This is a genomic window from Plantibacter sp. CFBP 8798 (assembly GCF_014841195.1).
Taxonomy (GTDB): domain Bacteria; phylum Actinomycetota; class Actinomycetes; order Actinomycetales; family Microbacteriaceae; genus Plantibacter; species Plantibacter auratus.
Window position 1 is genome coordinate 295,650 of the sequence record NZ_JACYTS010000002.1, and the last position, 25,622, is coordinate 321,271.

Annotated in this window: 22 protein-coding genes, 7 tRNA genes and 1 pseudogene; 8 read left to right on the plus strand and 22 right to left on the minus strand. The window is 69.5% G+C overall.

What is annotated here, in order from left to right:
* Positions 1-53: 53 nt before the first annotated feature.
* The 9 genes from IFU30_RS08470 to thrS form a co-directional block, all read right to left on the minus strand.
* Positions 54-437: a preprotein translocase subunit YajC gene (locus IFU30_RS08470; protein WP_064293818.1), complete on the minus strand. Its 384-nt coding sequence runs from the start codon at positions 435-437 to the stop codon at positions 54-56.
* Positions 438-509: 72 nt separating this feature from the next.
* Positions 510-1,541 carry a Holliday junction branch migration DNA helicase RuvB gene (gene ruvB / locus IFU30_RS08475; protein WP_079705916.1) on the minus strand — a complete coding sequence of 344 codons (1,032 nt, stop codon included), beginning with the start codon at positions 1,539-1,541 and terminating at the stop codon, positions 510-512.
* On the minus strand, positions 1,538-2,164 hold the full coding sequence (gene ruvA, locus IFU30_RS08480) for a Holliday junction branch migration protein RuvA (protein ID WP_064293816.1): 627 nt from the start codon (positions 2,162-2,164) through the stop codon (positions 1,538-1,540). The genes ruvB and ruvA overlap by 4 nt, the downstream gene beginning before the upstream one ends.
* Positions 2,161-2,793: a crossover junction endodeoxyribonuclease RuvC gene (gene ruvC / locus IFU30_RS08485; protein ID WP_064293815.1), complete on the minus strand. Its 633-nt coding sequence runs from the start codon at positions 2,791-2,793 to the stop codon at positions 2,161-2,163. The genes ruvA and ruvC overlap by 4 nt, the downstream gene beginning before the upstream one ends.
* 96 nt (positions 2,794-2,889) lie before the next feature.
* Complete coding sequence (locus IFU30_RS08490) at positions 2,890-3,651, minus strand: YebC/PmpR family DNA-binding transcriptional regulator (RefSeq protein ID WP_079705914.1); 762 nt, start codon at positions 3,649-3,651, stop codon at positions 2,890-2,892.
* 99 nt (positions 3,652-3,750) lie between these two features.
* On the minus strand, positions 3,751-4,347 hold the full coding sequence (gene pdxT / locus IFU30_RS08495) for a pyridoxal 5'-phosphate synthase glutaminase subunit PdxT (protein WP_192004916.1): 597 nt from the start codon (positions 4,345-4,347) through the stop codon (positions 3,751-3,753).
* 30 nt (positions 4,348-4,377) lie between these two features.
* Entirely contained in the window at positions 4,378-5,283 is a 906-nt protein-coding gene (gene pdxS / locus IFU30_RS08500; RefSeq protein ID WP_192004917.1) for a pyridoxal 5'-phosphate synthase lyase subunit PdxS, read from the minus strand.
* A gap of 97 nt (positions 5,284-5,380) precedes the next feature.
* Positions 5,381-5,941, minus strand: coding sequence for an HIT family protein (locus IFU30_RS08505; protein ID WP_079705911.1), 561 nt, complete (start codon positions 5,939-5,941; stop codon positions 5,381-5,383).
* Positions 5,938-7,860 carry a threonine--tRNA ligase gene (thrS, locus tag IFU30_RS08510; protein ID WP_197977518.1) on the minus strand — a complete coding sequence of 641 codons (1,923 nt, stop codon included), beginning with the start codon at positions 7,858-7,860 and terminating at the stop codon, positions 5,938-5,940. The genes IFU30_RS08505 and thrS overlap by 4 nt, the downstream gene beginning before the upstream one ends.
* A 193-nt stretch (positions 7,861-8,053) precedes the next feature.
* On the opposite strand from thrS, the gene IFU30_RS08515 reads away from it, so the two are divergent.
* Positions 8,054-8,737 carry a lysoplasmalogenase gene (locus IFU30_RS08515; RefSeq protein ID WP_192004918.1) on the plus strand — a complete coding sequence of 228 codons (684 nt, stop codon included), beginning with the start codon at positions 8,054-8,056 and terminating at the stop codon, positions 8,735-8,737.
* Positions 8,738-8,833: 96 nt separating this feature from the next.
* On the opposite strand, the gene IFU30_RS08520 is transcribed toward IFU30_RS08515, so the two are convergent.
* The 7 genes from IFU30_RS08520 to IFU30_RS08550 all read right to left on the minus strand — a co-directional run bounded on the left by IFU30_RS08520 (position 8,834) and on the right by IFU30_RS08550 (position 10,324).
* Positions 8,834-8,905, minus strand: a tRNA-Val gene (locus tag IFU30_RS08520).
* 21 nt (positions 8,906-8,926) lie between these two features.
* A tRNA-Cys gene (locus IFU30_RS08525) sits at positions 8,927-8,997 on the minus strand.
* Positions 8,998-9,053: 56 nt separating this feature from the next.
* Positions 9,054-9,125, minus strand: a tRNA-Gly gene (locus IFU30_RS08530).
* A gap of 183 nt (positions 9,126-9,308) precedes the next feature.
* Positions 9,309-9,848 (minus strand): hypothetical protein, encoded by a 540-nt coding sequence (locus IFU30_RS08535; protein WP_192004919.1) that lies wholly within the window; start codon positions 9,846-9,848, stop codon positions 9,309-9,311.
* 139 nt (positions 9,849-9,987) lie between these two features.
* Positions 9,988-10,062, minus strand: a tRNA-Val gene (locus IFU30_RS08540).
* Between the two features lie 59 nt (positions 10,063-10,121).
* Positions 10,122-10,192: transfer RNA gene (locus tag IFU30_RS08545), tRNA-Cys, on the minus strand.
* Between the two features lie 60 nt (positions 10,193-10,252).
* A tRNA-Gly gene (locus IFU30_RS08550) sits at positions 10,253-10,324 on the minus strand.
* 168 nt (positions 10,325-10,492) lie between these two features.
* Here IFU30_RS08550 and IFU30_RS08555 point away from each other — a divergent pair.
* Positions 10,493-10,565, plus strand: a tRNA-Val gene (locus tag IFU30_RS08555).
* A gap of 45 nt (positions 10,566-10,610) precedes the next feature.
* On the opposite strand, the pseudogene IFU30_RS08560 reads toward IFU30_RS08555, so the two are convergent.
* Positions 10,611-12,251 (minus strand): annotated as a pseudogene (locus tag IFU30_RS08560) (MFS transporter).
* Positions 12,252-12,416: 165 nt separating this feature from the next.
* On the opposite strand from IFU30_RS08560, the gene IFU30_RS08565 reads away from it, so the two are divergent.
* Positions 12,417-13,157 carry a histidine phosphatase family protein gene (locus IFU30_RS08565; protein WP_124769327.1) on the plus strand — a complete coding sequence of 247 codons (741 nt, stop codon included), beginning with the start codon at positions 12,417-12,419 and terminating at the stop codon, positions 13,155-13,157.
* A complete protein-coding gene (locus tag IFU30_RS08570; protein ID WP_192004920.1) occupies positions 13,144-14,025 on the plus strand; it encodes an ADP-dependent NAD(P)H-hydrate dehydratase in 882 nt (293 codons plus the stop codon). Before IFU30_RS08565 ends, IFU30_RS08570 begins: the two co-directional genes overlap by 14 nt.
* Here the strand turns inward: IFU30_RS08570 and IFU30_RS08575 are convergent.
* Both IFU30_RS08575 and IFU30_RS08580 read right to left on the minus strand, forming a co-directional pair.
* Positions 14,022-16,448 carry a phosphoketolase family protein gene (locus IFU30_RS08575; protein ID WP_192004921.1) on the minus strand — a complete coding sequence of 809 codons (2,427 nt, stop codon included), beginning with the start codon at positions 16,446-16,448 and terminating at the stop codon, positions 14,022-14,024. The two genes, IFU30_RS08570 and IFU30_RS08575, sit on opposite strands and share 4 nt — an antisense overlap.
* A gap of 62 nt (positions 16,449-16,510) precedes the next feature.
* A complete protein-coding gene (locus tag IFU30_RS08580; protein WP_192004922.1) occupies positions 16,511-17,590 on the minus strand; it encodes a hypothetical protein in 1,080 nt (359 codons plus the stop codon).
* A gap of 142 nt (positions 17,591-17,732) precedes the next feature.
* On the opposite strand from IFU30_RS08580, the gene IFU30_RS08585 reads away from it, so the two are divergent.
* From IFU30_RS08585 to IFU30_RS08600, 4 genes are read left to right on the plus strand one after another with little or no spacing between them, the layout of a single operon-like run.
* Positions 17,733-18,869 (plus strand): glycosyltransferase, encoded by a 1,137-nt coding sequence (locus tag IFU30_RS08585; RefSeq protein ID WP_192004923.1) that lies wholly within the window; start codon positions 17,733-17,735, stop codon positions 18,867-18,869.
* Positions 18,866-20,008 carry a glycosyltransferase gene (locus tag IFU30_RS08590; protein ID WP_192004924.1) on the plus strand — a complete coding sequence of 381 codons (1,143 nt, stop codon included), beginning with the start codon at positions 18,866-18,868 and terminating at the stop codon, positions 20,006-20,008. Before IFU30_RS08585 ends, IFU30_RS08590 begins: the two co-directional genes overlap by 4 nt.
* A 44-nt stretch (positions 20,009-20,052) precedes the next feature.
* Positions 20,053-21,039: a glycosyltransferase gene (locus IFU30_RS08595; RefSeq protein ID WP_342450830.1), complete on the plus strand. Its 987-nt coding sequence runs from the start codon at positions 20,053-20,055 to the stop codon at positions 21,037-21,039.
* Positions 21,040-21,050: 11 nt separating this feature from the next.
* Complete coding sequence (locus tag IFU30_RS08600; RefSeq protein ID WP_192004926.1) at positions 21,051-21,917, plus strand: glycosyltransferase family 2 protein; 867 nt, start codon at positions 21,051-21,053, stop codon at positions 21,915-21,917.
* Here the strand turns inward: IFU30_RS08600 and IFU30_RS08605 are convergent.
* The 3 genes from IFU30_RS08605 to IFU30_RS08615 are packed head-to-tail and all read right to left on the minus strand — an operon-like array spanning position 21,848 to position 25,430.
* Positions 21,848-23,068 carry a glycosyltransferase gene (locus IFU30_RS08605; RefSeq protein ID WP_192004927.1) on the minus strand — a complete coding sequence of 407 codons (1,221 nt, stop codon included), beginning with the start codon at positions 23,066-23,068 and terminating at the stop codon, positions 21,848-21,850. The genes IFU30_RS08600 and IFU30_RS08605 overlap by 70 nt on opposite strands.
* Positions 23,065-24,753 carry an ATP-grasp fold amidoligase family protein gene (locus tag IFU30_RS20355; protein WP_249404734.1) on the minus strand — a complete coding sequence of 563 codons (1,689 nt, stop codon included), beginning with the start codon at positions 24,751-24,753 and terminating at the stop codon, positions 23,065-23,067. The genes IFU30_RS08605 and IFU30_RS20355 overlap by 4 nt, the downstream gene beginning before the upstream one ends.
* Entirely contained in the window at positions 24,750-25,430 is a 681-nt protein-coding gene (locus IFU30_RS08615) for an esterase/lipase family protein (protein ID WP_086473784.1), read from the minus strand. Before IFU30_RS08615 ends, IFU30_RS20355 begins: the two co-directional genes overlap by 4 nt.
* Positions 25,431-25,622: the final 192 nt, after the last annotated feature.

The following is a 25,622-nucleotide window of genomic DNA, read 5'->3' on the forward strand; positions in this document are numbered from 1 at the left end:
AGCTTTCTCTGCCGGCGGTGGCACGACGGCCACCACCCGGGAAGGGGTTGGGACTAGTCGTCGCTCTTCTGCGGCTTCGAGGTGTCCTCGACGCGCTGGCCGAATTCGGGCTTGGAGAGGTCGAGTGAGGAGGCGTCGTCGGGGATCGACTCGACGACGGGGGCCTCCTCGGCGGTCTCGGCGACCGTCGGTGCGACGACCGCACCCGCGTAGCGCGGGTCGATGGTGACGATGACGCCGGGGGCGATCTCGACATCGGCCTTGCGGGAGTCGCGGTCCATCGAGATGAGGGTGCCGTAGACACCGAAGCCGGTGAGCACCTCGGCGCCGGGGACGAGCTTCTGCTCGGTCTCCGCGGCTTGCTTCTTCCGCTTGTTGTTGCTCACCATCATGAACACGATCATGACGCCGGCGAGGCCGAACAGGACGAGGGTCATTGCATCCACGATGGGAACCTTCCAGAGGAGATTGAGGGCGGGAGACGTTGGGAACGCACCGCCAAAGGGAAATTATAGGCCATCGAGGGTCGAGCCATGCTGAGAAGGTGTTCTGCCGAAGTGCCGCCAGGCGGCCGGGGTCGCCACGCGGCCCCGTGGCGTGCGCGTGATGAGGCCGATCCGGACGAGGAACGGCTCGACGACGGACTCGATCGTCTCCGCTTCCTCGCCGACCGAGACCGCGAGCGTGCTGAGCCCGACCGGGCCTCCGGCGAAGCGGTCGAGCATGCCCTCCATGACCGACCGGTCGAGTCGGTCGAGACCGAGGGCGTCGACGTCGTAGAGCTCGAGCGCGGCCTGGACGGTCTCCAGGTCGGCGCGGCCACCGTGCACGAGTGCATAGTCCCTGACCCGGCGGAGGAGTCGGTTGGCGATGCGCGGCGTACCCCGACAGCGTCCGGCGATCTCGGCGACGGCCCGACCGTCGATGTCGAGCCCGAGCATGTCGGCGGTGCGGTGCAGCACCTGCTGCAGTTCCGGCTCGTCGTAGAACTCGAGGTGGGCGGTGAACCCGAAGCGGTCGCGGAGCGGGTTCGGCAGCAGACCGGACCGGGTGGTCGCCCCGACCAGGGTGAACGGCGCCAGCTCGAGGGGGATACTCGTCGCGCCGGCACCCTTGCCGACCATGATGTCGATGCGGAAGTCCTCCATGGCGAGGTACAACATCTCCTCGGCAGGGCGGGCCATGCGGTGGATCTCGTCGATGAAGAGGACCTCACCCGGGGTCAGCGACGACAAGACCGCGGCGAGGTCGCCGGCGTGCTGGATGGCCGGGCCGCTCGTGAGCCGGAGCGGTTTCCCCGTCTCGTGCGCGACGATCATCGCGAGGGTCGTCTTGCCGAGTCCAGGAGGGCCGGCCAGCAGGATGTGGTCGGGGGTGCGGTTCTGCATCCCGGCCGCCGTGATCAGGAGTTGCAACTGACCGCGCGCCTTGGACTGACCGACGAACTCGGAGAGCGACCGCGGACGGAGCGCCCCCTCGAACGCCAGTTCCGCATCGGACTCGGCGGCTGGATTGGTGAGGTCTTCTGGAGCGTCCGTCACGAGGTACGGCCTCCGGCGTGCGCCGGGCCGAGTCTGCCGAGGGCCAGGCGGATGAGCGACGGCACGGTCGAGAGGTCGTCCGCACTCGCGGAGGCGGAGGCCTCGACGACCGCCTGCGTCGCCGTCTTCTCCGGCCAACCGAGCCCGATGAGCGCCGTCACGACCTGATCGGCGATCGCTGCCGCGTTCACGGTGGTCGCCGGAGCTTCAGGCGTCGTCCTGGTGACGCGGAGCTTTCCGGCGAGCGAGACGGTGATGAGCTTCGCCGTCTTCGGCCCGATCCCGGAGACCTTCCGGAACGGGGCGTCGTCGTCCGCGGAGATGGCGGCGGCGATCTGCTCCGGCGTCAGCGCCTCCAGGACGCCGAGTGCCGACTTCGGGCCGACCCCGGTGACGCTCACCAGGAGTTCGAACACGGACAGCTCCTCGGCAGATCGGAACCCGAACAGGGAGAGCGAGTCCTCCCGCACGATCAGTGTCGTCGAGAGGAGTGCTTCGGTGCCGACCCGGAGTGAGAGGGCATGGGCCGGCGTGACCTGGACGGCGAATCCGACGCCGCCCACCTCGATCACGACGAGGTTGCCGACCGCGCTCAGGACGGTGCCGCGGAGGGAGGAGATCATGCTTCCAGCCTAGGGCTCCGCGCTGCCCGGGCCCGGACGGCCGCCTCGCGCGGAGCGCCGCCGCGTTCCGCAGCCGCCCACGCACGCTGGGCCGGGGTGAGTGCACCACTCCCCTGCGGAGGTGCGCCGACGGGTGTCGCCGCAGTCGACACGACTGGTCGCCAGGCGTGGCAGATCGCGAGCGCGAGCGCATCTGCGGCGTCAGCGGGCTTCGGGAGTTCGTCGAGACCGAGGATCCGCGCGACCATGGTCTGCACCTGGAGCTTGTCTGCTCGTCCGTAGCCGGTCACCGCGGCCTTGACCTCGCTCGGGGTGTGCAGGCCGACGGGGATCCCGTTCGCGGCCGCAGCGTGCAGGGCGAGCCCACTCGCCTGAGCGGTGCCCATGACCGTCCGGACGTTGTGTTGCGCGAACACCCGCTCGACGGCCATCGCGGTCGGCGAGGTGCGCTCGATCGCCTCGGCGATGCCCTGCGCGATCATGAGGAGTCGTTGCTCGAGTGGGGCGTGCGCATCCGTCCGGATGACGCCGTACTCGACCATCGTGGCCTGCCGTCCCGGCAGGACGTCGACGACCCCCACCCCGCATCGGGTCAGGCCGGGATCGATGCCGAGGACGCGCAGAGTCATGCTCCGACCCTAAGCGCGGGCGATGCGCCCAGCACTCCGCGAGGACGGAGTGTCGTACATCCGTTCGAACGAGCTCCGCTCGGCACGGACGCCGGACTACTCGTCGTCGGCCTCCAACTCGGCCTGCACCTCGGGGGTGAGGTCGAAGTTGCTGTAGATGTTCTGGACGTCGTCGTTGTCCTCGAGGGCGTCGATGAGCTTGAAGACCTTGCGCGCCGTGTCGGCGTCGATCTCGACCTTGAGGTTCGGGACGAAGGCGACGTCGGCGGAGTCGTAGTCGATACCGGCCTCTTGCAGGGCGGTCCGGGTCGCGACCATGTCGCTCGGCTCGGTGACGACCTCGAAGGTTTCGCCCTCGGTGTTCACCTCTTCTGCGCCGGCATCGAGGACGGCGCCGAGGACGTCGTCCTCGGTGGTGCCCTCGGCCTGGACGACGATGAGGCCCTTGCGCTGGAAGTTGTAAGCGACGGAGCCAGGGTCTGCCATGGTGCCGCCGTTGCGGGACATCAGCGTCCGGACATCGGCTGCTGCACGGTTCTTGTTGTCGGTGAGGCACTCGACGAGCAGGGCGACGCCGTTCGGCCCGTAGCCCTCGTACATGATCGTGGTGTAGTCGACGACCTCACCGGTGAGGCCGGCACCGCGCTTGACGGCGCGGTCGATGTTGTCGTTCGGGACCGAGGTCTTCTTCGCCTTCTGGATGGCGTCCTGCAGCGTCGGGTTGCCCGCGAGGTCTGCGCCGCCCATCTTGGCCGCGACCTCGATGTTCTTGATGAGCTTGGCGAACGACTTCGCGCGACGGCCGTCGATGACCGCCTTCTTGTGCTTGGTCGTCGCCCACTTGGAGTGTCCGGACATGTGCTCCCTAACTGCGTGAAAAGAACCTGACCAGTCTAGGCCAGCGGCCCGGAACTCGCGATCACGCCGGGACGGGCCGCGGGACCGGGCGCCAGCGCTTCAGCGGGATCGCTCGACCTTGTCGAGGAAGTAGGCGTGGAAACGGGTGTCGCCGGTGACCTCGGGGTGGAAGGACGTGCCGAGGAGGTTCCCCTGCTCGACGGCGACCATCCGACCGTCGGGCAGCGAGGCGAGGGGTGTCACCGCCGGACCGGCGGCTTCGACCACCGGTGCGCGGATGAACACGGCGTGCACGGGCGGTTCGCCGAGGACCGGGATCGATAGGTCTGTCTCGAAGGAGTCGAGCTGCGACCCGAAGGCGTTGCGCCGGACCGAGACGTCGAGCCCGCCGAGACTCTGCTGGCCGGCGATCCCGTCGAGGATTCGGTCGGCCAGGAGGATGAGCCCGGCGCAGGTGCCGTACACGGGCAACCCGGCGGTGATCGCTTCTCGCAACGGTCCGGCGAGGTCGAAGGAGCGCGCGAGCTTGTCCATCACGCTCGACTCCCCGCCGGGGAGGACGAGTCCGTCGATGCCGGTCAGTTCCGAGGGGCGCCTGATGAGGCTGACGTCCGCCCCGAGGCCGGTGAGGACGGCCGCGTGCTCTCGGAAGTCCCCTTGCAGGGCGAGGACGCCGACGCGTGCCGCCCCGGTCACGACGTCACCTGGTTCAGGCCGGACGCGGGGCTACCAGCCACGCTCGGCGAGGCGGTGCGGTGCCGCGAGGTCGGCGACGTTGATGCCGACCATCGCCTCACCGAGACCGCGGGAGACCTCGGCGATGACCTGAGGGTCGTCGAAGAAGGTCGTCGCCTTGACGACGGCCGCCGCCCGCTGAGCCGGGTTGCCGGACTTGAAGATGCCGGATCCGACGAACACACCGTCGGCCCCCAGCTGCATCATCATCGCGGCGTCCGCCGGCGTCGCCACACCCCCGGCGGTGAACAACACGACCGGGAGCTTGCCGGTCTCGGCGATCTCCACGACGAGGTCGTACGGGGCCTGGAGCTCCTTCGCCGCGACGTACAGCTCGTCCTTCGACATCGACGACAGGTGCGCGATCTCGGAGCGGATCTTGCGGATGTGCTTCGTCGCCTCGGACACGTCGCCGGTGCCGGCCTCACCCTTCGAGCGGATCATCGCGGCACCCTCGTTGATACGCCGCAGCGCCTCTCCCAGGTTGGTGGCGCCGCACACGAACGGCACTTCGAAGCCCCACTTGTCGATGTGGTTCACGTAGTCGGCCGGGCTCAGGACCTCGGACTCGTCGATGTAGTCGACGTCGAGCGCCTGGAGGACCTGGGCTTCGACGAAGTGTCCGATGCGAGCCTTCGCCATGACGGGGATGGACACCTCGGCGATGATCGATTCGATGAGGTCCGGATCGCTCATGCGAGCCACGCCGCCCTGGGACCGGATGTCCGCCGGGACGCGCTCGAGGGCCATCACGGCGACGGCCCCGGCGTCCTCCGCGATACGGGCCTGCTCGGCGGTGACGACGTCCATGATGACGCCGCCCTTGAGCATCTCCGCGAGTCCGCGCTTCACGCGGTTCGAGCCGTGCTGTCCAGTGGTCGTGCTGCTCTCGGTCATGATGGCGAGCGTACCGCCGGGTGGCCTGACGATGCTCCGTCCACAGGCCGGAAATTGGACTTGGGTGGACCGGTCCAGATGGACCGGCCCCGACGGATCAGGCCGAGGTCGGCCAGGCGTCCGCGATCGCCTGTCGGACATCGCCGAGCAGCTGAGGGAGCGCTTTGGTCTGGGCGATGATCGGGAAGAAGTTGGCGTCCGTCGCCCAGCGCGGGACGATGTGCTGGTGCAGGTGCGCCGCGATCCCGGCGCCGGCCACGGCACCCTGGTTCATGCCGAGGTTGAAGCCGTCGTTCCTCGAGACGGACCGGACGACCCGCATCGCCGTCTGCGTCAGGGCGCCGATCTCGGCGACCTCCTCCGTCGTCGCGTCGTCGTACATCGCGACGTGGCGGTACGGGCAGACGAGCAGGTGCCCGGAGTTGTACGGGAAGAGGTTCAGCAGCACGAAGGCGTGCTCGCCCCGATGCACGATGAGCGCTGACTCGTCGTCGAGCGTCGGCGCGATGCAGAACGGACAACCGTCGTCGGATGGCTGGCCCTGCTTGATGTAGACCATCCGGTGGGGCGTCCAGAGACGCTGGAACGCGTCCGGGACGCCCACCAGGTGGGAGGTGTCGATCGACTCGAACGACTCCGGTTCGGTGCCCGGGGTCATGCCGGCAGATCCGCTGCGGTGTTCACCTGCAGTTTCGCGGCGATGGCGGCGCGGATCCGGCGCACGGCGTCGGCCACGGGGACACCGTTCTCCTGAGTGCCGTCGCGGAATCGGAAGCTCACCGCGCCGTTGGCCTGGTCCTCCTCGCCGACGATCAGCTGCAGCGGGGTCTTCGCCTTGGTGTGATTGCGGATCTTCTTCTGCATCCGATCGTCGGAGGCGTCGAGTTCTGCACGGACCCCGGACGAGCGCAGCTCGGCGACGACTCCGCCGAGGAACTCCTCGTACTGCTCGGAGACGGGGATGCCGACGACCTGCACAGGGGCGAGCCACACCGGGAAGGCACCCGCGTAGTGCTCGAGCAGGATCGCGAAGAAGCGCTCGATCGAGCCGAGGAGTGCGCGGTGGATCATCGCCGGACGCTTGCGCGTGCCGTCCGCGGCCGTGTACTCCAGCTCGAACAACTCGGGCAGGTTGAAGTCGAGCTGCACGGTGGACAGCTGCCACGTCCGACCGATCGCGTCGCGCGCCTGCACCGAGATCTTCGGACCGTAGAAGGCTGCGCCAGCGGGGTCGAGGACGAGCTCGAGACCGGACTCGACCGCCACCTGCCGGAGGGTCTCTGTCGCCTCGTCCCAGACCTCGTCGGTGCCGACGTACTTGTCGGGGTCCTTCGTCGACAGCTCCAGGTAGAAGTCGTCGAGACCGTAGCCACGGAGGGTCTCCAAGACGAACTGCAGCTGGCGGCCGACCTCGTCCTTGACCTGGTCGTCGGTCACGTAGATGTGGGCGTCGTCCTGCGTGAGGCCACGGACGCGCGTGAGCCCGGAGAGGGTGCCGCTCTTCTCATACCGGTAGACCGTGCCGAACTCGGCGAGTCGCAGCGGCAGTTCGCGATAGCTGCGCCCTCGAGCCCGGTAGATCAGGTTGTGCATCGGGCAGTTCATGGGCTTCAGGTAGTAGTCCTGGCCCTGACGGGTGACGTGGCCGTCGGCGTCGACCTCTTGGTCGAGGTGCATCGCCGGGAACATGCCGTCCTTGTACCAGGCCAGGTGCTGGCTGACCTCGAACAGGTGCCCCTTCGTGATGTGGGGGGTGTTCACCAGCTCGTAGCCGGAAGCGAGCAGGCGCTCGCGCATGTAGTTCTCGATCTCGTTGCGGATGATGCCGCCCTTGGGGTGGAACACCGCGAGACCCGAGCCGATCTCCTCGGGGAAGCTGAAGAGGTCGAGCTCGGCACCGAGCTTGCGGTGGTCGCGCTTGGCCGCCTCCTCGATCCGCGTCTGGTAGGCGCGCAGCTCATCCTTGGTCGCCCAAGCGGTGCCGTAGATCCGCTGCAGCTGCGGGTTCTTCTCGCTCCCCCGCCAGTACGCCGCGGCGAGACGCGTCAGGGCCCAGCCGTTGCCGATCATGCGCGTGTTCGGCAGGTGTGGACCGCGGCAGAGGTCCTTCCAGACCGTCTCCCCCGTCTTCGGGTCGACGTTGTCGTAGATGGTCAGCTCCGCGCCGCCCACCTCGACGTTCTCGTCATCGGCTGCCGATCCGCCCTTGAGGCCGATCAGCTCGAGCTTGTAGGGCTCCCCCGCGAGCTCCTCGCGAGCCTCGTCTTCGGTGACGACGCGTCGCACGAAGCGCTGGCCCTGGCGGATGATGCGGTCCATCGTCTTCTGCAGCACCTTGAGCGCCTCAGGCGTGAACGGTGCGGCGACGTCGAAGTCGTAGTAGAAGCCGTCGGTGACCGGCGGGCCGATGCCGAGGTTCGCGTGCGGGTCGACCTGCTGCACGGCCTGCGCGAGCACGTGGGCTGCGGAGTGGCGGAGGATGTTGAGACCGTCGGGCGAGTCGAGGTGCACCGGCTCGACGGTGTCCGTCTCCGTCACCGTGGCGGCGAGGTCCTTCAGTTCGCCGTTGACGCGCATGGCGACCACGGATCGGTCGGTGAACAGTGCGAACCCGTCACTCACGGATGATCTCTCTTTCTCAGGTGAAACCTTGGCCGTGCAAGCCTATCGTCGTCCACGACGAGGAGACGCTGCCGTCGGTCGGCGGCCGTGGTTCGTGCTCGGCCGCATCGCTAGAGTGAAGGCCTACGACGTGACGGGGGTGGCGCTGATGACGGCTGTGCAGAGGAGCAGGGCTGCGACGGCGCTGTTCGCCGCGCTGCCCGTGGTCGCGCTCGTGCACATCATCGCCCTCGCCTCCGGTCAGGAGTGGCTGTCGCTCCTCACCAAGCCGTTCATCATGCTGGTCCTCGCGCTGGCGCTCGTGTGGTCGGTTCGACGACTGTCGGCCGCTGCGGTCACGGCGCTCGTCGCGATCCTCTGCAGCTGGCTGGGCGACGTCGCCCTCATGGTCCCGGGCGAACTCGCGTTCGGCGTGGGGATCCTGTTCTTCATGCTCGCTCAGGCCGGCTATGTCGTGCTCTTCGTGCGGCATCTGCGCATCAGGAACCGTCCGCCGGTCTGGGCGCTCGTGTACCTGGTGTGGCTCGTCGCCGGCATCGCGCTCCTCAGTCAGCAGGATATGGGGGCGCTGTATCCGGCGGTCGTCGTCTATGCCGTCGTGATCGGGGCCATGGCGGCGACTTCCACGATGACGACGCCGACGATCGCCGTGGGCGGTGCGCTGTTCCTCGTCTCCGACTCATTGATCGGGCTCGACCGCTTCGTGCCTGCAGTGACGATCTGGGCGGCAGACGAGATCATCATGGCGACGTACGCCGCGGGCCAAGGCCTCATCGTGTGGGGCGTCGCGGAGGTCCTGCGTCGCCGAGAGCGGGCGGTCCTCGCCGTTTGAACGGACGTCCGGGCGTGCGACGGGTGGTCTGCGCAAGAGGTGGTCTGTGCAACGACGAAGGGCCCGAGCTGTTCGCTCGGGCCCTTCGTGTTCCTGTGGGCGATACTGGGATCGAACCAGTGACCTCTTCCGTGTCAGGGAAGCGCGCTACCGCTGCGCCAATCGCCCAGGTGAGTGGTGTTGCCAGCGAGGTGGCGACGGGATTCGAACCCGTGTGGACGGCTTTGCAGGCCGCTGCCTAGCCTCTCGGCCACGCCACCACGTGTGATGAAACACACTGTCGAGCGGAACGCTTGCACGTTCTCACTGACACTCGAGCGGATGACGAGATTCGAACTCGCGACCCTCACCTTGGCAAGGTGATGCGCTACCACTGCGCCACATCCGCATTGCATCCCGTTTCCGGGTGCTTGGAAACTCTAGCCGATGTTGAGGGCACTCGTTGACACCTCGGCGCGGGCGAGTCGGCCCAACCCTTGATGTTCCGCGGAAAATCGGGCCGAAATTCCGTCTTCCTCGGCGCGTCGGCCAGGCGGGGGACGGTACGTGGCTGGGCAGTGGGTGGAGCCACTCACCGGCGCGCCTGCTGGCTCCAGTCGTCGTTCGCATCGGCGAGGTGCGGGTAGATCTGGAGCATCCGAATCGGCTCCACCTCCCAGACATCGTCGTCCCAGGTGCGCCGGCCGTCGCCGTCAGGGTGGTACTCCGGGTGATCGCGGAGCCGTTCCTCGGCGTTCGATGCCGCGATGGCCCGCCGCGTGTGTTCCGAGAGTGGGCGGATCGCCCCGGCGTCCGCGAGCCACTGGACAACGGAGTCCATCACCGCCGGCATCGCCCCCATGCCCCTCGAGTCGTCCATCAGGGAGGAGTGCGTCCGACCGGGCATGACGAGCCAACCGTTGGTGTCGGGCGTGTCACCGCGGCTGGCGACCTGTCGTCCCCACGCTCTGGCCTCGACGATCTCACGGAGGAGGTACTGCTCGCACTGGGCGAACGCCACCCGGTCCGACCGGCTGAGCGCCGGGTACGGGACGGCGGCGTGGCCCGGGTCCGTGGGATGCCGTCGCGGTTTCGCGTTGCTCGACCGCCACCAATCGCCGATGCGGCTCATGCCACACGTCCGTCGCGCGATGGCGACGAGCGCCGCTGCGGCCCGGTGGTCTCCGCCATGACTCGCTGAAGCATGGTCCCCCTGCGTTGCCTGCATGTGCTCGAACGACGAAAGCCCCCGGGGGTCCGGGGGCTTTCTGTGGTGGGCGATACTGGGATCGAACCAGTGACCTCTTCCGTGTCAGGGAAGCGCGCTACCGCTGCGCCAATCGCCCGGGTGGCGTGTGTGAACACGACGCCGGGATGTTGCTGGTGGAACTGTGTTGCTGAGGTGAGGTGGCGACGGGATTCGAACCCGTGTGGACGGCTTTGCAGGCCGCTGCCTAGCCTCTCGGCCACGCCACCATGTGTGACCGAACACACTGCCGAGTAGGATTCCTGCCGGAACAACACCACTGACACTCGAGCGGATGACGAGATTCGAACTCGCGACCCTCACCTTGGCAAGGTGATGCGCTACCACTGCGCCACATCCGCATTGCCCGCATCACTGCGTGCTCGAACGACTCTAGCCGAAACCGGGACCGATGTTCAAACCGGCGCTCTTACTGGGTCGACCGCGGTGCGGATGTGCGTTCGTCCCCCGGCATCGGCTAGTATCGTGACTCGCGGCTGTTCGGCACCTCTCCGGTGCCGACGACCTGCGGGCGATTGGCGCAGTTGGTAGCGCGCTTCCTTCACACGGAAGAGGTCATCGGTTCGAGTCCGGTATCGCCCACATCATTCACCATCGCCCGGGTTGTTCCACCTCCACGGCTGCGACTCACTCCGCGAGATCAGGACGTTCCGCCCTGGCAGAACCGGTCCGGCGGGCATCACTCGGGAAGAAGTGTCGTTCGACGGGTGCACCGTCGGCGTGGGCCAGCGCTGCAGCGCGGATGTCGCGGTCGCGGCCGGTCAGACGCTGCGTCTCCTGTCGTCGGAACTCGCCCCACGACGGCACCATGAAGGTCTCCAACTCCACGTCGGACTCCTCGCCGCTCCGGTACAGGGCCCATCTCGAGGCACCGGTCCGGCGACGAGAGGACTCGACATGGCCCATGGCCTTCTGGAACGCCGCGAGCGAGTCGGGACGGACCGTGTAGGAGATCTGCACGAGGACCGGCCCGTCGGTCGGCTGTGGCTCGAACACGAGCGTGGGTGTGGGCCAGGACATCGAGATGCTGCGGTCGACGGTCCCTGTTCCGGGGAGCAGGGGCAGCACCCGCACACTGGCCGCCACCAGCAGGAGCAGGATGGCCGAAGCGCTGTAGGCGAGCGACGTCCCGAGCCACTGCGCCACCAGGCCCCAGCCGGTCGAGCCGATGGCCATCGCCCCCATGAAGACGAGGATGTAGATCGACGCGCCACGCGATCGCACCCACTGCGGCAGGGTGAGCTGCAGGGCGGCGTTCAGCACGGTCAGCGTGCCGATCCAGGCCAGCCCCGCGAGGACCAGGAGCACCACCGTCGGGACGACGGGCAGGACGGCCGCTGCGAGCGACCCCGTCGCGAAGAGGACCGCGCTCACCGCGATGACGAGGTTGTCTGAGAACCGACGGCGAGCGAGCGGCAGGGCGAAGATGCCCAGCACCGCGCCGACGCCGAGCGCGCCGAGCAGGACGCCGTAGCCGCTCGAGTCGAGTTGGAGTCGCTTCGCGGTGAGGGGCAGCAGCGCCCAGAGCGCGCTGGCCGGCAGGGCGAAGAGCGCGGAACGCAGCAGGATCCGGTGGACGAGGTGCGCGGACACGACTTACCGGACCCCCGCTCGCAACGCCGCCCCGAACGGCTCGCGGTCGTCGAGACCGGTCTGCGCCGGCCGCTTCCACCAGATGAGGGCGATCACGGCCCCGACGAAGCTCAGCGCGTTGACACCGAACACGACGGGGGCTCCGAAGGCAGACAGGACGACGCCGGCCAGGGCGGGACCGACCGCGCGGGCTCCGTTCACGGTGACGCCACCGAGCGCCGACGAAGCCGCGATCAGGTTGCGCGGCACGAGCTCCGGCTGGATCGCCTGCCATGCGGGTGAGGTCAGGGTGGAGGTGATGCCGAGCAGGAAGGTGAAGGCCAGGATCGTCCACGGCGACAGCGCGCCGATCCACGCCACGACGGTGAGTCCGGCCGCGAGGACTGCACTCGCCGACGACCCCCAGATGAGCAGCCGTCGCCGGTCGAGCGAGTCGGCGAGGACCCCTGCCGGCAGGGCGACCAGGATGGCGGGCGCGAGGCTCGCGGTCTGCACGAGCGCGATGACCGCCGCACCGGCGGCGGCCTCGACCAGGACCCACTGGGCCCCCACGGTCTGCATCCAGGTGCCGATGTTGCTCCCGAGCTGGGCGAACCACAGCACCCTGAAGGCGGTGATCGCCATGGGAGCCCATGCTGACGGTTGCGACGATGGAACTGCGGAGGGTGACGACATGGTCGAACGATAGGACGCCGTCGCGACCGGGGCATCGTCGGTTTGTCGCAATCATCGAACGGTGCATCACCGTCGCGTGGACGGCCGCCGGCGTCGCTCCATGGAGGATCATCGTCGAATCGTCAAGGTCTGCGGCCGCCGAATCGTGCTGGCTACCGTGGATCCATGGCCATCACGGAACTGATCCTCGTCCGCCACGGTGAGAGCGCCGGGAACGTCGCCGCACTCGAAGCCGATCGCTCGGAATCCCACCGCATCGCCGTTCCGAGCCGTGACGCCGACGTCCCGCTCTCAGCACTCGGGCTCGAGCAGGCGGCTGCGGTGGGGAGACGTCTCGCGGCCCTCACACCCGCCGACCGGCCGGACATCGTGTTCAGCTCGCCCTATCGGCGAGCGCACGAGACGGCCGTGGTCGCCCTTCGGGCCGCAGCGCTCGACGCCGATGAGCTTCGTCCTGTCGTCGACGAGCGGCTGCGTGATCGCGAACTCGGTATCCTCGACACCTTCACCTCGATCGGCGTCGACGCCGAGTTCCCGGAAGAGGCCGCTCGACGACGGTTCCTCGGCAAGTTCTACTATCGACCGCCAGGAGGTGAGGCCTGGACGGACGTGGCCCTCCGCCTCCGCTCGTTCATCGGCGACCTGGACCGGCACACCGACCGCACGCGGGCCCTGGTGGTCTGTCACGACGCCGTCATCTCGCTCTTCCGCTACATCTGCGAGGGGTGGGACGAGCGTCGCGTCCTGGAGGAGGCCGCTCTCCGTCCGACGCCGAACGCGTCCTTCACCCACCTCGTCCACGACGGACGCGCGTGGAAGGCGCGGGCGGCGAATGCGACTGCGCACCTGCAGCAGGCGCAGGTTCCGGTCACCGAGCACTCGGGGGCGAACGATGTCCGAAGCTGACCCCACCACGCTCACGCCCGAGGTCCTCGCCGACTGGCCACTCCCCGATCCCGGATCGTCGAAGGACGATCGTGGGTCGGTGCTCGTCGTCGGCGGCGCGCGGATGACGCCCGGGGCGGTCGCCTTGGCGGGCCTCGCCGTTCTCAGGGTCGGCGCGGGTCGGATCACGCTCGCGGTCGGTGCGTCGGCAGCGTCCCCACTCGCGATCGCCTTCCCGGAGGCAGGCGTGATCGGGTTGGCGGAGACCAGCGGCGGAGCCGTCCGGGGTGACGGGGCCGGCCCCCTCGAGGACGTCCTGGACGTCGACTGTCTGCTGCTCGGTCCTGGCCTCGACGACGCGGACGAAGCCGTGGCACTCCTCGACGGTGTGCGCCCGCTCCTTGGCGCCGACACCGTCGTGGTCCTCGACGCCTTCGCGCTCGGTGCCCTGTCACACGCCCCCGACTTCTCGAAGGGGCTGGAGGGCCGCCTTGTATTCACGCCGAACGTGGCCGAGGCCGCGATCCTCCTCGACGTGGACGAGGCCGACCCGGACACGGCGGCGCTCGAGCTGGCGCGACGGTTCGGAGCCGTCGTCACCTGTCAGGGCAGGGTCTCCGACGGTGAGCGGGACTTCATCGCGCCCGGCGGGAGTCCTGCCCTCGGGACGGCTGGGAGCGGTGACGTCCTGGCCGGTGCGATCGCCGGGCTCGCGGCACGCGGACTCTCCCCGCTCGCGGCGAGCTGCTGGGGTACCGTGCTGCACGCCGCCTCCGGCGATCGGCTCGCCGACCGGATCGGCCCCCTCGGAGCCCTCGCCCGCGAGTTCGCGGACGAGTTCCCGACGCTCCTCCGAGAGCTCGGGCGACCCGTCACGGGGCGGTCCTAACCGACAGCGGGCCAGCGCCAGCCGGTGATCTCGGGTGCATCCTCGCCGAACTCCCTGGTGTGCGCTCGGGCTCGGAGCCGGGCGTCCTGCATCTCCTGACGGAGACCCGCGAACCGCTCGCCGAGCCCCGGCGTCCGGTCGATCGCGTCGCACACGAGCGAGAACCGGTCGATCTCGTTGAGCATCACCATGTCGAACGGCGTCGTGGTGGTCCCGTTCTCGAGGTACCCACGGACGTGCAGCTGATCGTGCCCGTGGCGCTTGTACGTCAGCCGATGGATGAGCCACGGGTACCCGTGGTAGGCGAAGACGACTGGACGGTCCGTCGTGAACACGCTGTCGTACTCGGCGTCGGAGAGGCCGTGCGGATGCTGATCCTCGCTCATGAGTCGCATGAGGTCGACCACGTTCACGACCCGGACGGACAGCTCCGGGATACGTTCGCGCAGGATACTCACGGCGGCCAGCGTCTCGAGCGTGGGGACATCCCCGGCACAGGCCATGACGAGGTCCGGGCGCTCCCCCGCACGCTCTGAACCGGCGAAGGGCAGGATGCCGAGCCCGCGGGCGCAGTGCGCGCGAGCGTCGTCGATGCCGAGCCACACGGGTTCCTGGTCCTTGCCCGCGACGATGACGTTGATCTCGTCCGTGCTCTGCAAACAGTGCTCCGAGACGGCCAGGAGGGTGTTCGCATCGAACGGCAGATACACCCGGATGACATCGGGCTTCTTGTTGACGACGTGGTCGATGAACCCGGGGTCCTGGTGGCTGAAGCCGTTGTGGTCCTGACGCCAGACGTGGCTCGTGAGGAGGTAGTTGAGGCTCGCCACCGGGCGCCGCCACGGCAACTCACGTGAACCGTTCAGCCACTTCGCGTGCTGGTTGAACATGGAGTCGACGATGTGGATGAAGGCCTCGTAGCAGGTGAACAGGCCGTGCCGACCGGTGAGCAGGTAGCCCTCCAACCAGCCCTGGCACTGGTGCTCGCTGAGCATCTCCATGACCCTGCCGGCGCGGGCGAGATGCTCGTCGCCCGGGACGGTCTCGGCGTTCCACTGCCGTTCGGTCACTTCGAAGACCGCCTGGAGTCGGTTACTGGCGAGTTCGTCAGGAGCGAAGATCCGGAAGGTGGTCGGGTTACGCCGGATCACCTCCGTGAGCCACGACCCCAGGACACCCGTCGCCCCGGCGTCGCGACCACCCGGGGCGTCCAGCACGACGGCGGCGTCGTCGATCGCGGGGAGGTCGAGTTCCGTGCGCAGCAGACCTCCGTTGGCGTGCGGGGTCGCGCTCATCCGGGCCTCCCCGAGCGGAGCGAGTTCCCGCACGAGCGGAACCACCGCACCATGTTCGTCGAAGAGCTCCTCAGGCCGGTAGCTCCGCATCCAGGACTCCAGGATCCGCGTGTGCTCCTCGGTGTCCCGAGCGTCGGCGAGCGGGACCTGATGCGCGTGGAACGTCCCCTCGACCCGGACGCCGTCGATCACCTCCGGGCAGGTCCAGCCCTTCGGTGTGCGCAGCACGATCATGGGCCACACCGGCCGTCCGGTGTCTCCGGCGGCGGCCCGGGACTTGATGGCCGCGATGCGGTCGAGCACGACGTCGAGGACCTCGGCGAACCTGCGGTGGACCTCCATCGGATCCTCGCCGTCGAACCCGCCCTCGACGAAGAACGGTTCGTGTCCGTATCCGCGCAGGAGACTCTCGAGTTCGGAGCGTGGGATGCGCGTCAGGACCGTCGGATTCGCGATCTTGTAGCCGTTCAGGTGCAGGATGGGCAGGACGACGCCGTCCTGGACCGGGTCGATGAACTTGTTGGAGTGCCAGCTGGTCGCGAGCGGTCCGGTCTCCGCTTCACCGTCGCCGACGACCGCCGCGACGAGGAGATCTGGGTTGTCGAAGGCCGCGCCGTACGCGTGGCTCAGGACGTACCCCAGTTCGCCACCCTCATGGATGCTGCCGGGTGTCTCGGGCGCCGCATGACTCGGTACCCCGCCGGGGAAGCTGAACTGACGGAAGAACCGGGTCAACCCGGCCTCGGTCTCGGCGACGTCCGGGTAGATCTCGCTGTAGGTGCCGTCCAGGTAGGCGCTCGCCAGGATCGCCGGCCCGCCGTGCCCGGGCCCGGCGATGAACATCGCCGACTGGTGGCGCTCCGCGATCACGCGGTTGAGATGCGCGTACGTCAGATTCAATCCCGGAGCGGTCCCCCAGTGGCCGAGGAGCCGGCGCTTCACATGAGCGGCTTCGAGCGGGCGGTGGAGGAGCGGGTTGTCGAGCAGGTAGATCTGCCCGACGGACAGGTAGTTCGCGGCGCGCCACCAGGCGTCGACCTGTTCGATGCTCCGCTCGGACACCGGCTCGCTCGTGCCGCGAGACCGCCAGCTGTCCGTCGTCGACCCGTCCCGTGCGTTGTGCGTCATCGTTCCACGATCCCAGGTCGAGCGACCGGAGGCCAGGGTGGTGCGTCGCTCCTGCGAGCGTGCTAAAGCGTCGGCGGCCGGTGCCGACCGGTACCGGCCGTCGCGCCCCACCAGTCGAGGTACGCGCTCGCGGTGTCCGGCAGCGCCGGGCGGAGGCTACGACCGGCGGGCAGGCGCGTCCGGGAGGGATCCAGCCAGGCCGCGGCCAACTCGGCGTGAAGCGTCGACGGGTCGTAGCGGACCATCGTCTCCGGGCGCAGTTGGTCCATCTCCGCTGCATAGCGCGAGTCGACGACGAGCGGTCGGCGGCCTGCCTCGACCCAGTCGAGCATCGAGCGTGACGCGGAGACATGGCCGTGCGCGGCCAGGGGGATGCCGGGGCGCGAGATCTGCGCGGTGAACGCCGCATCGTCGAGATATCCGGTCACCTCGAACGAGACTTCGGCGGCGCGTGCTTCCGCCTCGAGGTCGAGTACGTCGTCCTCGTGCCCGGCCGAGGGGGCGCCGATGGCACGGACGACGACGTCGGCGACCTGGTGACCGGTGGCACGGAGAACCTCCGCCGCACGCGAAGCCGCCTGGATCGCCGACGAATGCCCCTTGCCCGGGTAGATGAACCCGGCGATGAGGACGGTGAGTGGGCGCGGTCCCGGCAGCGATGCATCGTCGGCCGAGACCGCCGCCGTACCGATTCGGGAGCCGAGCGGGATGGCGTGCGGAACGGTCGCAGCACTGACACCGAGGAACTCTTCAGCCAGCGCCTGTTCGTGCCGGCTGTTGACGGCTGTCGCATGGGCGGCGGCGATGAACCGGGCGTACGCGGCGATGCGGCGGTCCAGCATCCTGCCGTCGGAGGTCTGCGGGACGTCGTGGAGGGTGACCGTCAACTCGGTGGCGTCCGCGAGACGCTCGACGGCGTCCGCCGCCTCTTCGGGTGAACGGCCGAAGAGACGGTCGGTGACGTGGACGTGGGCACGGTCCACGCCGTCGAGCAGAAGCACGGCGTCGGCCGGGGTCGAAGCGTACATCCGTTCCGCGCGAGGGTCTGCGTGGACGACAGCGTCGGCGACGTCGATCGCGTACTGGACGACGCCGTGGTGCTGTGGGCCGACCATGAGGAGACGGGGTGGGGCTGCGATCACCTGCGTCATCGTGGTGCAGTGGGGGGCCCGCGTCAAGGGTCGCGGGCACTCTCGTCATCGGACCTATGTTCGGAGGACGGCGCCCGTATCGTGCCGACCCGTCCGCGCGTCTCGCGCCCGCATCCGTACAGGGGATCCCGCCATGCAGTCGACCGTGATGTCGCACGCCACCGATCGAGCTGCCGACCCGGCATCTCGTCCGATCCGCGTCGTCTCGATCCCGGCCGCGCACCCCTACGTCGGCCGCATCACCGCCTCGCCCGACATCGACGTGCTGAGCGATCCACCGGTCGACGGAGCGCCATCGGGCGTCTGGTGGCCGCCCGCCGCCCTCGATCCGGACTGGATCCACGACCACGCCGTCGATGCCGACGTGCTGCACATCCACTTCGGGACGGAGTCGTTCCCACCCGGACACGTGACCGCGTGCATCGAGGCAGCGCACCAGGTCGGCTGGTCGGTCGTGTACACGGTGCACGATCTTGAACACCCGCAGCTCGACAACCAGGCCACTTATGACCGGCAGCTCGACGAGCTCGTCCGTGGAGCAGACGCCCTGATCACCCTGACCCCTGGCGCCGCCGCCGGCATCCGGGAACGTTGGGGCCGCGACGCCGTCGTGATCCCGCACCCGTCGCTCCTGTCGGATGACGTCACGGTTCCGCTCGTATTGCCGTCGGCGGAGACGCGGGTCGGCGTCCACCTGAAGGACCTGCGCCCCAATGTCGACGCGGTCGGTGCCGTCACCACCCTCATCGACGCGGTCGAACGCCTCCGCCGCCGTGGAGCGGACGTCGTCGCAGAGGTCCGGATGCACCATGCGGTCCGCGATCCGGAGGCACGCGAGGCCGTCCGACGGCTTGTCAGCAGCTCGGAAGCCGCGCTGCTCATCGAGCACGAGCGTCTCGACGACCTCGGACTCGCCATCGCACTCAGCCGCCTGGACGTCTGTCTCCTCCCCTACCGGCACGGCACGCACTCGGGTTGGCTCGAACTCTGCTGGGATCTCGGCGTGTCCGTCGCCGTCCCGTCCGGAGTCGGGGCGTACCTCGATCAGCATCCCGACGACACCGTCTCCGCTTACGACCTCGGGGACGGAGCATCACTCGAGCATCTCATCGGCGCGCTGCTCGATGCGGACGGCACGACTCGTGCCGGCTCCTCCGACCGGATCGCGGCCGTCGCCGCGCGCCGCTCCCGGCGCGACGTCGACGACGCCGTCAGCGCAGCAGCACACGCCGAGCTGTACCGCCGCGTCGTCGCCGAGCGCGCCTCGTGACGGCCGGTCCACGACTGCGCGTCGTCGTCATCGCCCCGCTGCGCTTCCCCATCCGTCGCCCGCATGCCGGCGGGCTCGAATCCGCCGTGTGGTCGGAGGTCAACGCACTGCGCGCACGAGGTCACGAGGTGACGTTCATCGGCGTCCGGGGGTCCGACTTCGTCGAGCGCGGCAGCGTCTTCGAACTGCCGGAGTTGCGGTGGCCGCGCTGGTCCTCCCCCGACGACGAGCGGTATCCCCCCGGTCACCTGACCCGATCCGTCCCGGCATTGCGCCGCGCGCTCGAGGCGATCGCCGCTCGGCCAGGGCGATACGACGTCGTGTCCAACCACTGCCTGGACGCGCTCCCGGTGGAACTGGCACCTGAGCTGGGCATCCCCATGATCACCACCCTGCACACGCCGGTCGACGAGGCCGTCGCCGCTGCCGCGAACCGGGCCGGTTCCGACGGCAGCCGGTTCCTGGCGGTGAGCGAGTTCACGAAGCGCACCTGGGCGACGGCCGGTGTCGAGTCCGAGGTGCTCCTGAACGGCATCGATCCGGATGCCTGGCGGGCAGGCCGAGGCGGTGACGACCTCGTGTGGTTCGGACGGGTCGTCGCGGAGAAGGCTCCGCACCTCGCGGTCGACGTCGCCCGTCGACTGGGGCGACGGCTCGTCATCGCCGGTCGCGTGGGCGATCCGGTGTACGCCGAGCGCGTGCTGTCGCCGCTGCTGGGGCGTGACGTCCGACATGTCGGGCCGCTCGACCCGACGCGACTCGCCACGCTCGTGGGGCGGAGCGCGGCAGCGGTCTCGACGCCGGCATGGGCCGAGCCGTTCGGTCTCGTCGCACCGGAGGCGCTGATGACCGGGACCCCAGTGGTCAGCTTCGCCGTCGGCGGCGTGCCCGAGATCGCCCAGGCGAGCGTCGGTATGCAGGTCGTCGCACCAGGAGACCTGGCGGCCATGGCGGACCGCGTGGACGGGTTGATCCGGCAGTCGGAGCTCGACCGGGGGTTCCGCGCCTCGATCCGGGCATCCGCCCTCGCGCGGTTCTCGCTCGACGCCAGGGTGGGCCGGCTCGAGGACCACTTCGCCGCGCTCGTCGGCGACTCGCCCGTGTTCGGTTCCGGTCGCGTCGACGAGTTCAGCTCGTGAGGCCCCGCATCGGTTGGTACGTGCATCACCACGGACGGGGGCACGTGACGCGTCTGCTCGCCGTCGCACCCCACCTCGACGCCGACATCGTCTGCTTCAGCTCGTTCCCGGCGCCGATGGGACTCCCCTCGAACTGTTCCTGGGTGGTGCTCGACCGGGATGACGACGTGCCGGAAGGTGCGTCTCCCCCGGACGACTGCGATCCGACCGCGGAGGGGCTGCTGCACTGGGCGCCGCTCGGTCACGCCGGTCACCGTGCTCGTCTTGCGACCATCGCCGCCGCCCTCGCGCAGCAGCAGATGGACGCGATGGTGGTGGACGTCTCCGTCGAGGTGGTGCTCCTCGCACGCCTGCTCGGCGTCCCCACCGTCGTCGTGGCACAGCCGGGCCACCGCGACGACGAACCGCACGCGCTCGCCTTCCGCGCGGCGTCAACGATCATCGCCCCATGGCCTCACGGTGTGCTGCAGCTGGAGCACCTCCATCCCGTACGGGACAAGGTGGTGTACACCGGCGGTATCAGTCGCTTCGAGGGTCGCGAGCGGACTGCCGTCGAAGCCGGGCGCAGCGGAGTGCTCCTCCTCGCCGGGGCCGGCGGCTCCTCGGTGTCGCAGGAAGCCGTGGAGGAGGCCGCCCACGCCAGCGGTCGCGACTGGACCTCGCTCGGCGCCGGTGCCGGGTCCGTCTGGACCGACGACCCGTGGGACGCGCTCTGCCGGGCGGAGGTGGTGGTGTCATGGGCCGGTCAGAACGCGATCGCCGATCTCGCTGCGGCTGGCGTCACGGCGGTCGTGGTCCCGCAGGAACGCCCCTTCGACGAGCAGGTGTCCACCGCACGTGCACTCGAGGCGAACGAGCTGGCGGTCGTGCGGTCGTCCTGGCCAGACGCCACAGACTGGAAGGGCATCCTCGACCGGGCCTCGGAGCTCCGGCCCGACTGGTCTCGTTGGCAGGTTGCGGGTGCCGCCCGACGAGCAGCGGAGGCCATCGAAGCGGTCGCGGCCGGCGATCCTGCAGGGGGTGGGCGATGAGGACGTCTGTCGTGACCCTGTGCTCTCGCCCCCGACTCGGACACCTCGAACGGCAGCTCGAGGCCGTCGGGGCGTCCATACCGACCTCGGGCGACGCGGTGGAGCGACTCGTCGTGTGGATCGGCGACGACGCACCCCCGACCCTCGACGCGGAGCTGACGGTCCACCTTCCACCGGGGTCCGACGGACTCCGTCTCGCGGCAGGCCGGAACGCCGGTGCAGCGCTCGCCATCGACCGTGGTGCAGACCTCATCGTGTTCCTCGACGCGGACTGCGTCCCCGGGCCGGCCCTGCTCGACCGATACCGTGAGGCGTCCGATCGCCACCCGGGCGCCGTCCTCTGCGGCCCGGTGACCTACCTGCAGCCAGGCGTGGACGTCACCGACCGCCGCGCATTGGCGGCGGCGACGGCACCGCATGCGGCGAGACCGAACCCGGACGACGGCGCGGAGCGCGTCGCCTCCGAGGACGAGTACCCGCTGTTCTGGTCGTTGTCCTTCGCGACGAGTGCGTCGACCTGGTCCCGGAGCGGAGGCTTCGACGAGGCGTACGAAGGGTACGGCGGAGAGGACACCGACTTCGCGTTCACCCTGAGCGCGTCGCGGACACCCCTCGTGTGGGTCGGAGGCGCGCACGCCTACCACCAGCACCACGAGACGCAGCGCCCGCCCTGGCAGCACTTCGACGACATCCTCCGGAACGGCGCGCGGTTCGCCGACCGGTGGGGAACCTGGCCGATGACCGGTTGGCTGGAGGCGTTCGCTCAGGCTGGTGCAGTCCGACGGATCGGCGACGACTGGGTCCGGGTTCAGCCGACCGGCCCGAGCAGTCCGTCGACTGCGGCCACCAGCGCCGCGGCGACAGGCTCCGGCGCGTAACGATCAACGGACGCACGTGCGGTCGCGGCCCGCGTCAGGGCGTCCGACGGCGCGTCCAGCACCCTTCGAAGCGCTCGCGCAAGGGCTCCGTGGTCTCCTGGTGGCACCATGAGACAGTCGACGCCGTCCGTGCAGAAGTCGTCGTACCCGCTCCCGGTGGTCACGACCAGCGGGGTCCCGATCGCCTTCGCCTCGAGTGCGACGTTGCCGAACCCCTCCCAGCGCGAGGGGCACATGACCACCGTCGCAGCTCCGACGGCCCGATAGAGCTCCGCTCCCGCCACATGCCCGAGCCACACGACCCGGTCCCGTACCGACTCGGGCAGGATGGAAAGCAGCGCCGTCAGGTCCGGTTCGAACCGCCGGTCACCGCTGGAACCGGCGAGGACGAGTCGGGCATCGGGCTTCTGCCGGACGAGCAACGCGAAGGCCTGAAACGCCTCCACGACACCCTTCCGCCGCTCGAGCCGGCCGAGGAAGAGCACGACCGGTTCCGCCCCGGTCGGCCACTGAGCCGGCAGCCCGGCGGTCGACGCGGCAACGCGGACGGCGTCGACGTCGATGCAGTTGCGCACGACGGCGGCCGGCGGCAGGGCGCCGAGCAGGTCCTTCGTGCGCGCGAGCATCGCGGTCGAGATCGCGACGAGCGCAGCAGACCGTCGGATCTGTCGGGTCTCGAGCGCGTCCTGGACGATCACCGCGATGCGCCCTGCGACCGGCAGGTCACCGAGGCGGAGTCCCGAGACGAGGTTGGAGAGACGAATGCTCGTGGCGAGGTTCGTCACGAGGGGCGCCGAACGCGGCAGCGCCGATCCGAGGGCGCTCCACTCGGGGAGGAAGACCCGGTCGTACGAACCGCGTCGGAACGCCCGGCGGACGGCTCGGGCGTCGAGGAGCAGCCGGAGGACGCGCGGTGTTCGGCTGCCGTGCCGCACGGCCTCGGCGAGTCGGACACCGTCGAGGTCCGCGCCGACGCGCAGCTCGTCGTCCGAGCACACGATGAGGTCGACCTCGATTCCCGACCGGACGAGGGCGGGAAGGAGCGCGGCGTAGTGCCGTCCGATCCCGCCCGTGTAGCTCGTGAGCCCCGCATACTCGGTCGCGGCCACGAGCCAGCGCTGCCGTCGTGGACCACCCGCGACGTCACTCACCGGTATCGCCTCGGCACCGTCCACCAGGAACCGAACTCCGCGTTGTACCGCTCCGGGTCGAACGGACTCTCGCCACCGGCGGGGTAGCTCGTCAGCTCGCCGAACACGATGCGGTCGCCGAGGTCGTACAGGTCCACGCGGACGAAGTCGGTGCCGGCGGCCAGGCGCTCGGCTAGGTCGATCATCTCGTCGAGCCGTTCGGGCGCCGACGGTTCCGGGTCGGCCCACGCGGGCCCACCGCTGAGTGGCAGGTGCCGCCAATCCGGGAGGAAGAAGTCCTGGGTCCGGCGTCCGAACCTGCCGGCGTCGAGCTGGATGTACCGGCAGCGCCCGTGGAAGACGAAGAACTTGAGGTCGTCGGGGATCCCGCCGTCCGGTCCCTCCAGCAGTTCCTCGACGATGATCCGGCGCGGCACCCGTCCGTACACCCACTCGCGGTTCGGTCCCTGACCGTACAACTGAGACACCCAGCCGCTCGCGAGTTCGACGAGTCGATCGCGATCCACCCTCTCCGGTCGGACGTGCCGGTACTCCCAGCTCCCCGCCTCGGTCGGCAGACGGGAATCGGGTCGGGCGGACGACGAGACGACGATGGCCGCCCCGCTGCCGTGCGTGGGCTTGACGACGTAGGACTCCGGGAGCTCCAGGTCCCGCAGCTCGCGCGGGTCGTCGAGGATCCCGTACACGCGCGGGAGCAGGTGCGGACCGATCCGCGAGGCCACGAGATCCCGCACGGCGGCCTTGTCCGCGAAGGTGACGATGAGCGGACGACGGTCGCGGAGCATCTTGTATCGGACCTTCTCCCGGAAGGTCACCGGCCGGCGCGTCCGCCAGAGCCGGACGGCACGCACCAGCCGGCTCCGCTCTCGCCAGGGCACCGTCCGCGGCGCGCTCGGCGCATCGGGGAGGATGGCGCGCAGGCGGCGGCTGCGATGGAACCATCTGACGGCGGGCAGGTCCTCCGGCCAGTGCACACGCAGGGTGGTCCAGCCCCGACGCATCCGGAGGGCGAGCGACCCGGCATCGGTGAACGGGCGCATCGAGATCCCCATCCCGAGCGACCGGTCGTAGCGCACGCGTCGGTGGAGACCCAGGTGTGTCGACACGTCCAGATCGTCGTGCAGCTCCGCATCCTCGCGGTGCACCGCCTCGGCGATCTGGCCCCACGTCGCGCGCCGGATCGCACAGTTGGACCCGAAGATCGGGACCTGGGCGAGGGCGGCCCCGACGAAGAGCCGGTACGCCCCGAGGTAGAGGCCGGCGAGCGGTGCACGGAGCAGGCGCGGACCGTCGATGAAGACGGCGGGGCCGGTGAGCGCTTCCAACTCCGGATCCATCGCGAACGCGTCGGTGATCCGGGTCACCCAGTCCGGTGGCGGCACGCAGTCCGCGTCGAGTCTCGCCACGACCGTCGCGGTCGCGTGGTCGAAGCCGGCTGCGTTCGCCGCGGGGATGCCGGGCATCGGCTCATCGATGAGGACCGCGTCGTACCGCTCGGCGATGGCCGCGACCTCGGCGCGATCGCGGCTGCCGTTGTCGACGACGATGATCGATGCGGGTCCGGTGTGCTGCGCGCGCAGCGAGCGCAGGCAGCGTCGGAGGAGTGCGGCGTCGTCCTTGACCGGAACGACCACGTCCACGGTCACGAGCGGGTGGGCTGCGGTCTCGAGCGTCTCGACCGTCATGCGTCTCGCCCATCCGCCAGCAGCTGTGCCTCCGCGAACACCCGCGGGTGGGCGAGGATGCGGAAGTGGCCGCCGGTGTCGAGTTCCACGTTCTTGGCGCCGTCGAGTCGGCTGCCGCCCGGGATGTGCGGATCGAAGCGCCCGTAGACGGAGACGATCCTCGGATTGACGGTCGCCTCTCGGGAGAGCGCGAGGATCGTCGGGTCGTCGGGGGTGAAGATGCGCAGGCTCGGGAGGAGCATGAGCCTCGCGTACCGCGATCCGGCGAACGGCGCCGCGACGGCGAGCATCCCGGAGATCCGGGCTCCCCCGCCGCCGAGCGACATGACGTACTTGCCGACGAGCCCGCCCTTGCTGTGCGCGAGGAGGACGACGTCGCCGAGCCCGTTCGCCTCGAGGTAGTCGGCGACGAGTCGTGCCGCCACCGGGACCGAGCGGTCGTTGCGTCCGAGCGGGTCGATCACGTGTACCGGGTGTCCGTCGTCGTGGAGTCGGCGGATGAGCGGCTCGAGGAACCGCCAGGTCTCATAGACGCCCGGGAGGACGACGATCGGTGACCGGTCGCCGGACAGGAAGTCGTGCGGGTCGGTCCGGCTGACGAAGGCCCGGACCTGCCAGACGAGTGCGTAGGCGTAGTCGCGCGCCCACCAGCCGAGTGTCCGCAGCGCCGAACGGATCACCGGCGATCACCGTTCGCGCGGCTCAACCGTCTCCCCGCAGGACCTCGGGGCATCGCTCTGTTCCCATGTCCTCACCGTAACCGGACCACCCGGCGTGACCCTGGACCTTGACAGCGGCCGGACCGGGCCCGGGCGGATCGGGACCGTCGATGCCCGGCGTGGCTCACCACGGGTCCGGTGCGCTGATAA

Coding starts and splice junctions, on each gene's coding strand:
- IFU30_RS08470 (WP_064293818.1), bottom strand. CDS start 437: ATGACCCTCGTCCTGTTCGGCCTCGCCGGCGTCATGATCGTGTTCATG.
- ruvA (WP_064293816.1), bottom strand. CDS start 2,164: ATGATCTCCTCCCTCCGCGGCACCGTCCTGAGCGCGGTCGGCAACCTC.
- ruvC (WP_064293815.1), bottom strand. CDS start 2,793: ATGACTCTGCGCGTCCTCGGCATCGATCCCGGCCTGACCCGATGCGGG.
- IFU30_RS08490 (WP_079705914.1), bottom strand. CDS start 3,651: ATGTCCGGACACTCCAAGTGGGCGACGACCAAGCACAAGAAGGCGGTC.
- pdxS (WP_192004917.1), bottom strand. CDS start 5,283: ATGACCGAGAGCAGCACGACCACTGGACAGCACGGCTCGAACCGCGTG.
- IFU30_RS08505 (WP_079705911.1), bottom strand. CDS start 5,941: ATGACCCCGGGCACCGAACCGGAGTCGTTCGAGTCGATCGACACCTCC.
- thrS (WP_197977518.1), bottom strand. CDS start 7,860: ATGCGCGTCAACGGCGAACTGAAGGACCTCGCCGCCACGGTGACGGAG.
- IFU30_RS08515 (WP_192004918.1), top strand. CDS start 8,054: ATGACGGCTGTGCAGAGGAGCAGGGCTGCGACGGCGCTGTTCGCCGCG.
- IFU30_RS08535 (WP_192004919.1), bottom strand. CDS start 9,848: ATGAGCCGCATCGGCGATTGGTGGCGGTCGAGCAACGCGAAACCGCGA.
- IFU30_RS08565 (WP_124769327.1), top strand. CDS start 12,417: ATGGCCATCACGGAACTGATCCTCGTCCGCCACGGTGAGAGCGCCGGG.
- IFU30_RS08570 (WP_192004920.1), top strand. CDS start 13,144: ATGTCCGAAGCTGACCCCACCACGCTCACGCCCGAGGTCCTCGCCGAC.
- IFU30_RS08575 (WP_192004921.1), bottom strand. CDS start 16,448: ATGACGCACAACGCACGGGACGGGTCGACGACGGACAGCTGGCGGTCT.
- IFU30_RS08585 (WP_192004923.1), top strand. CDS start 17,733: ATGCAGTCGACCGTGATGTCGCACGCCACCGATCGAGCTGCCGACCCG.
- IFU30_RS20355 (WP_249404734.1), bottom strand. CDS start 24,753: ATGACGGTCGAGACGCTCGAGACCGCAGCCCACCCGCTCGTGACCGTG.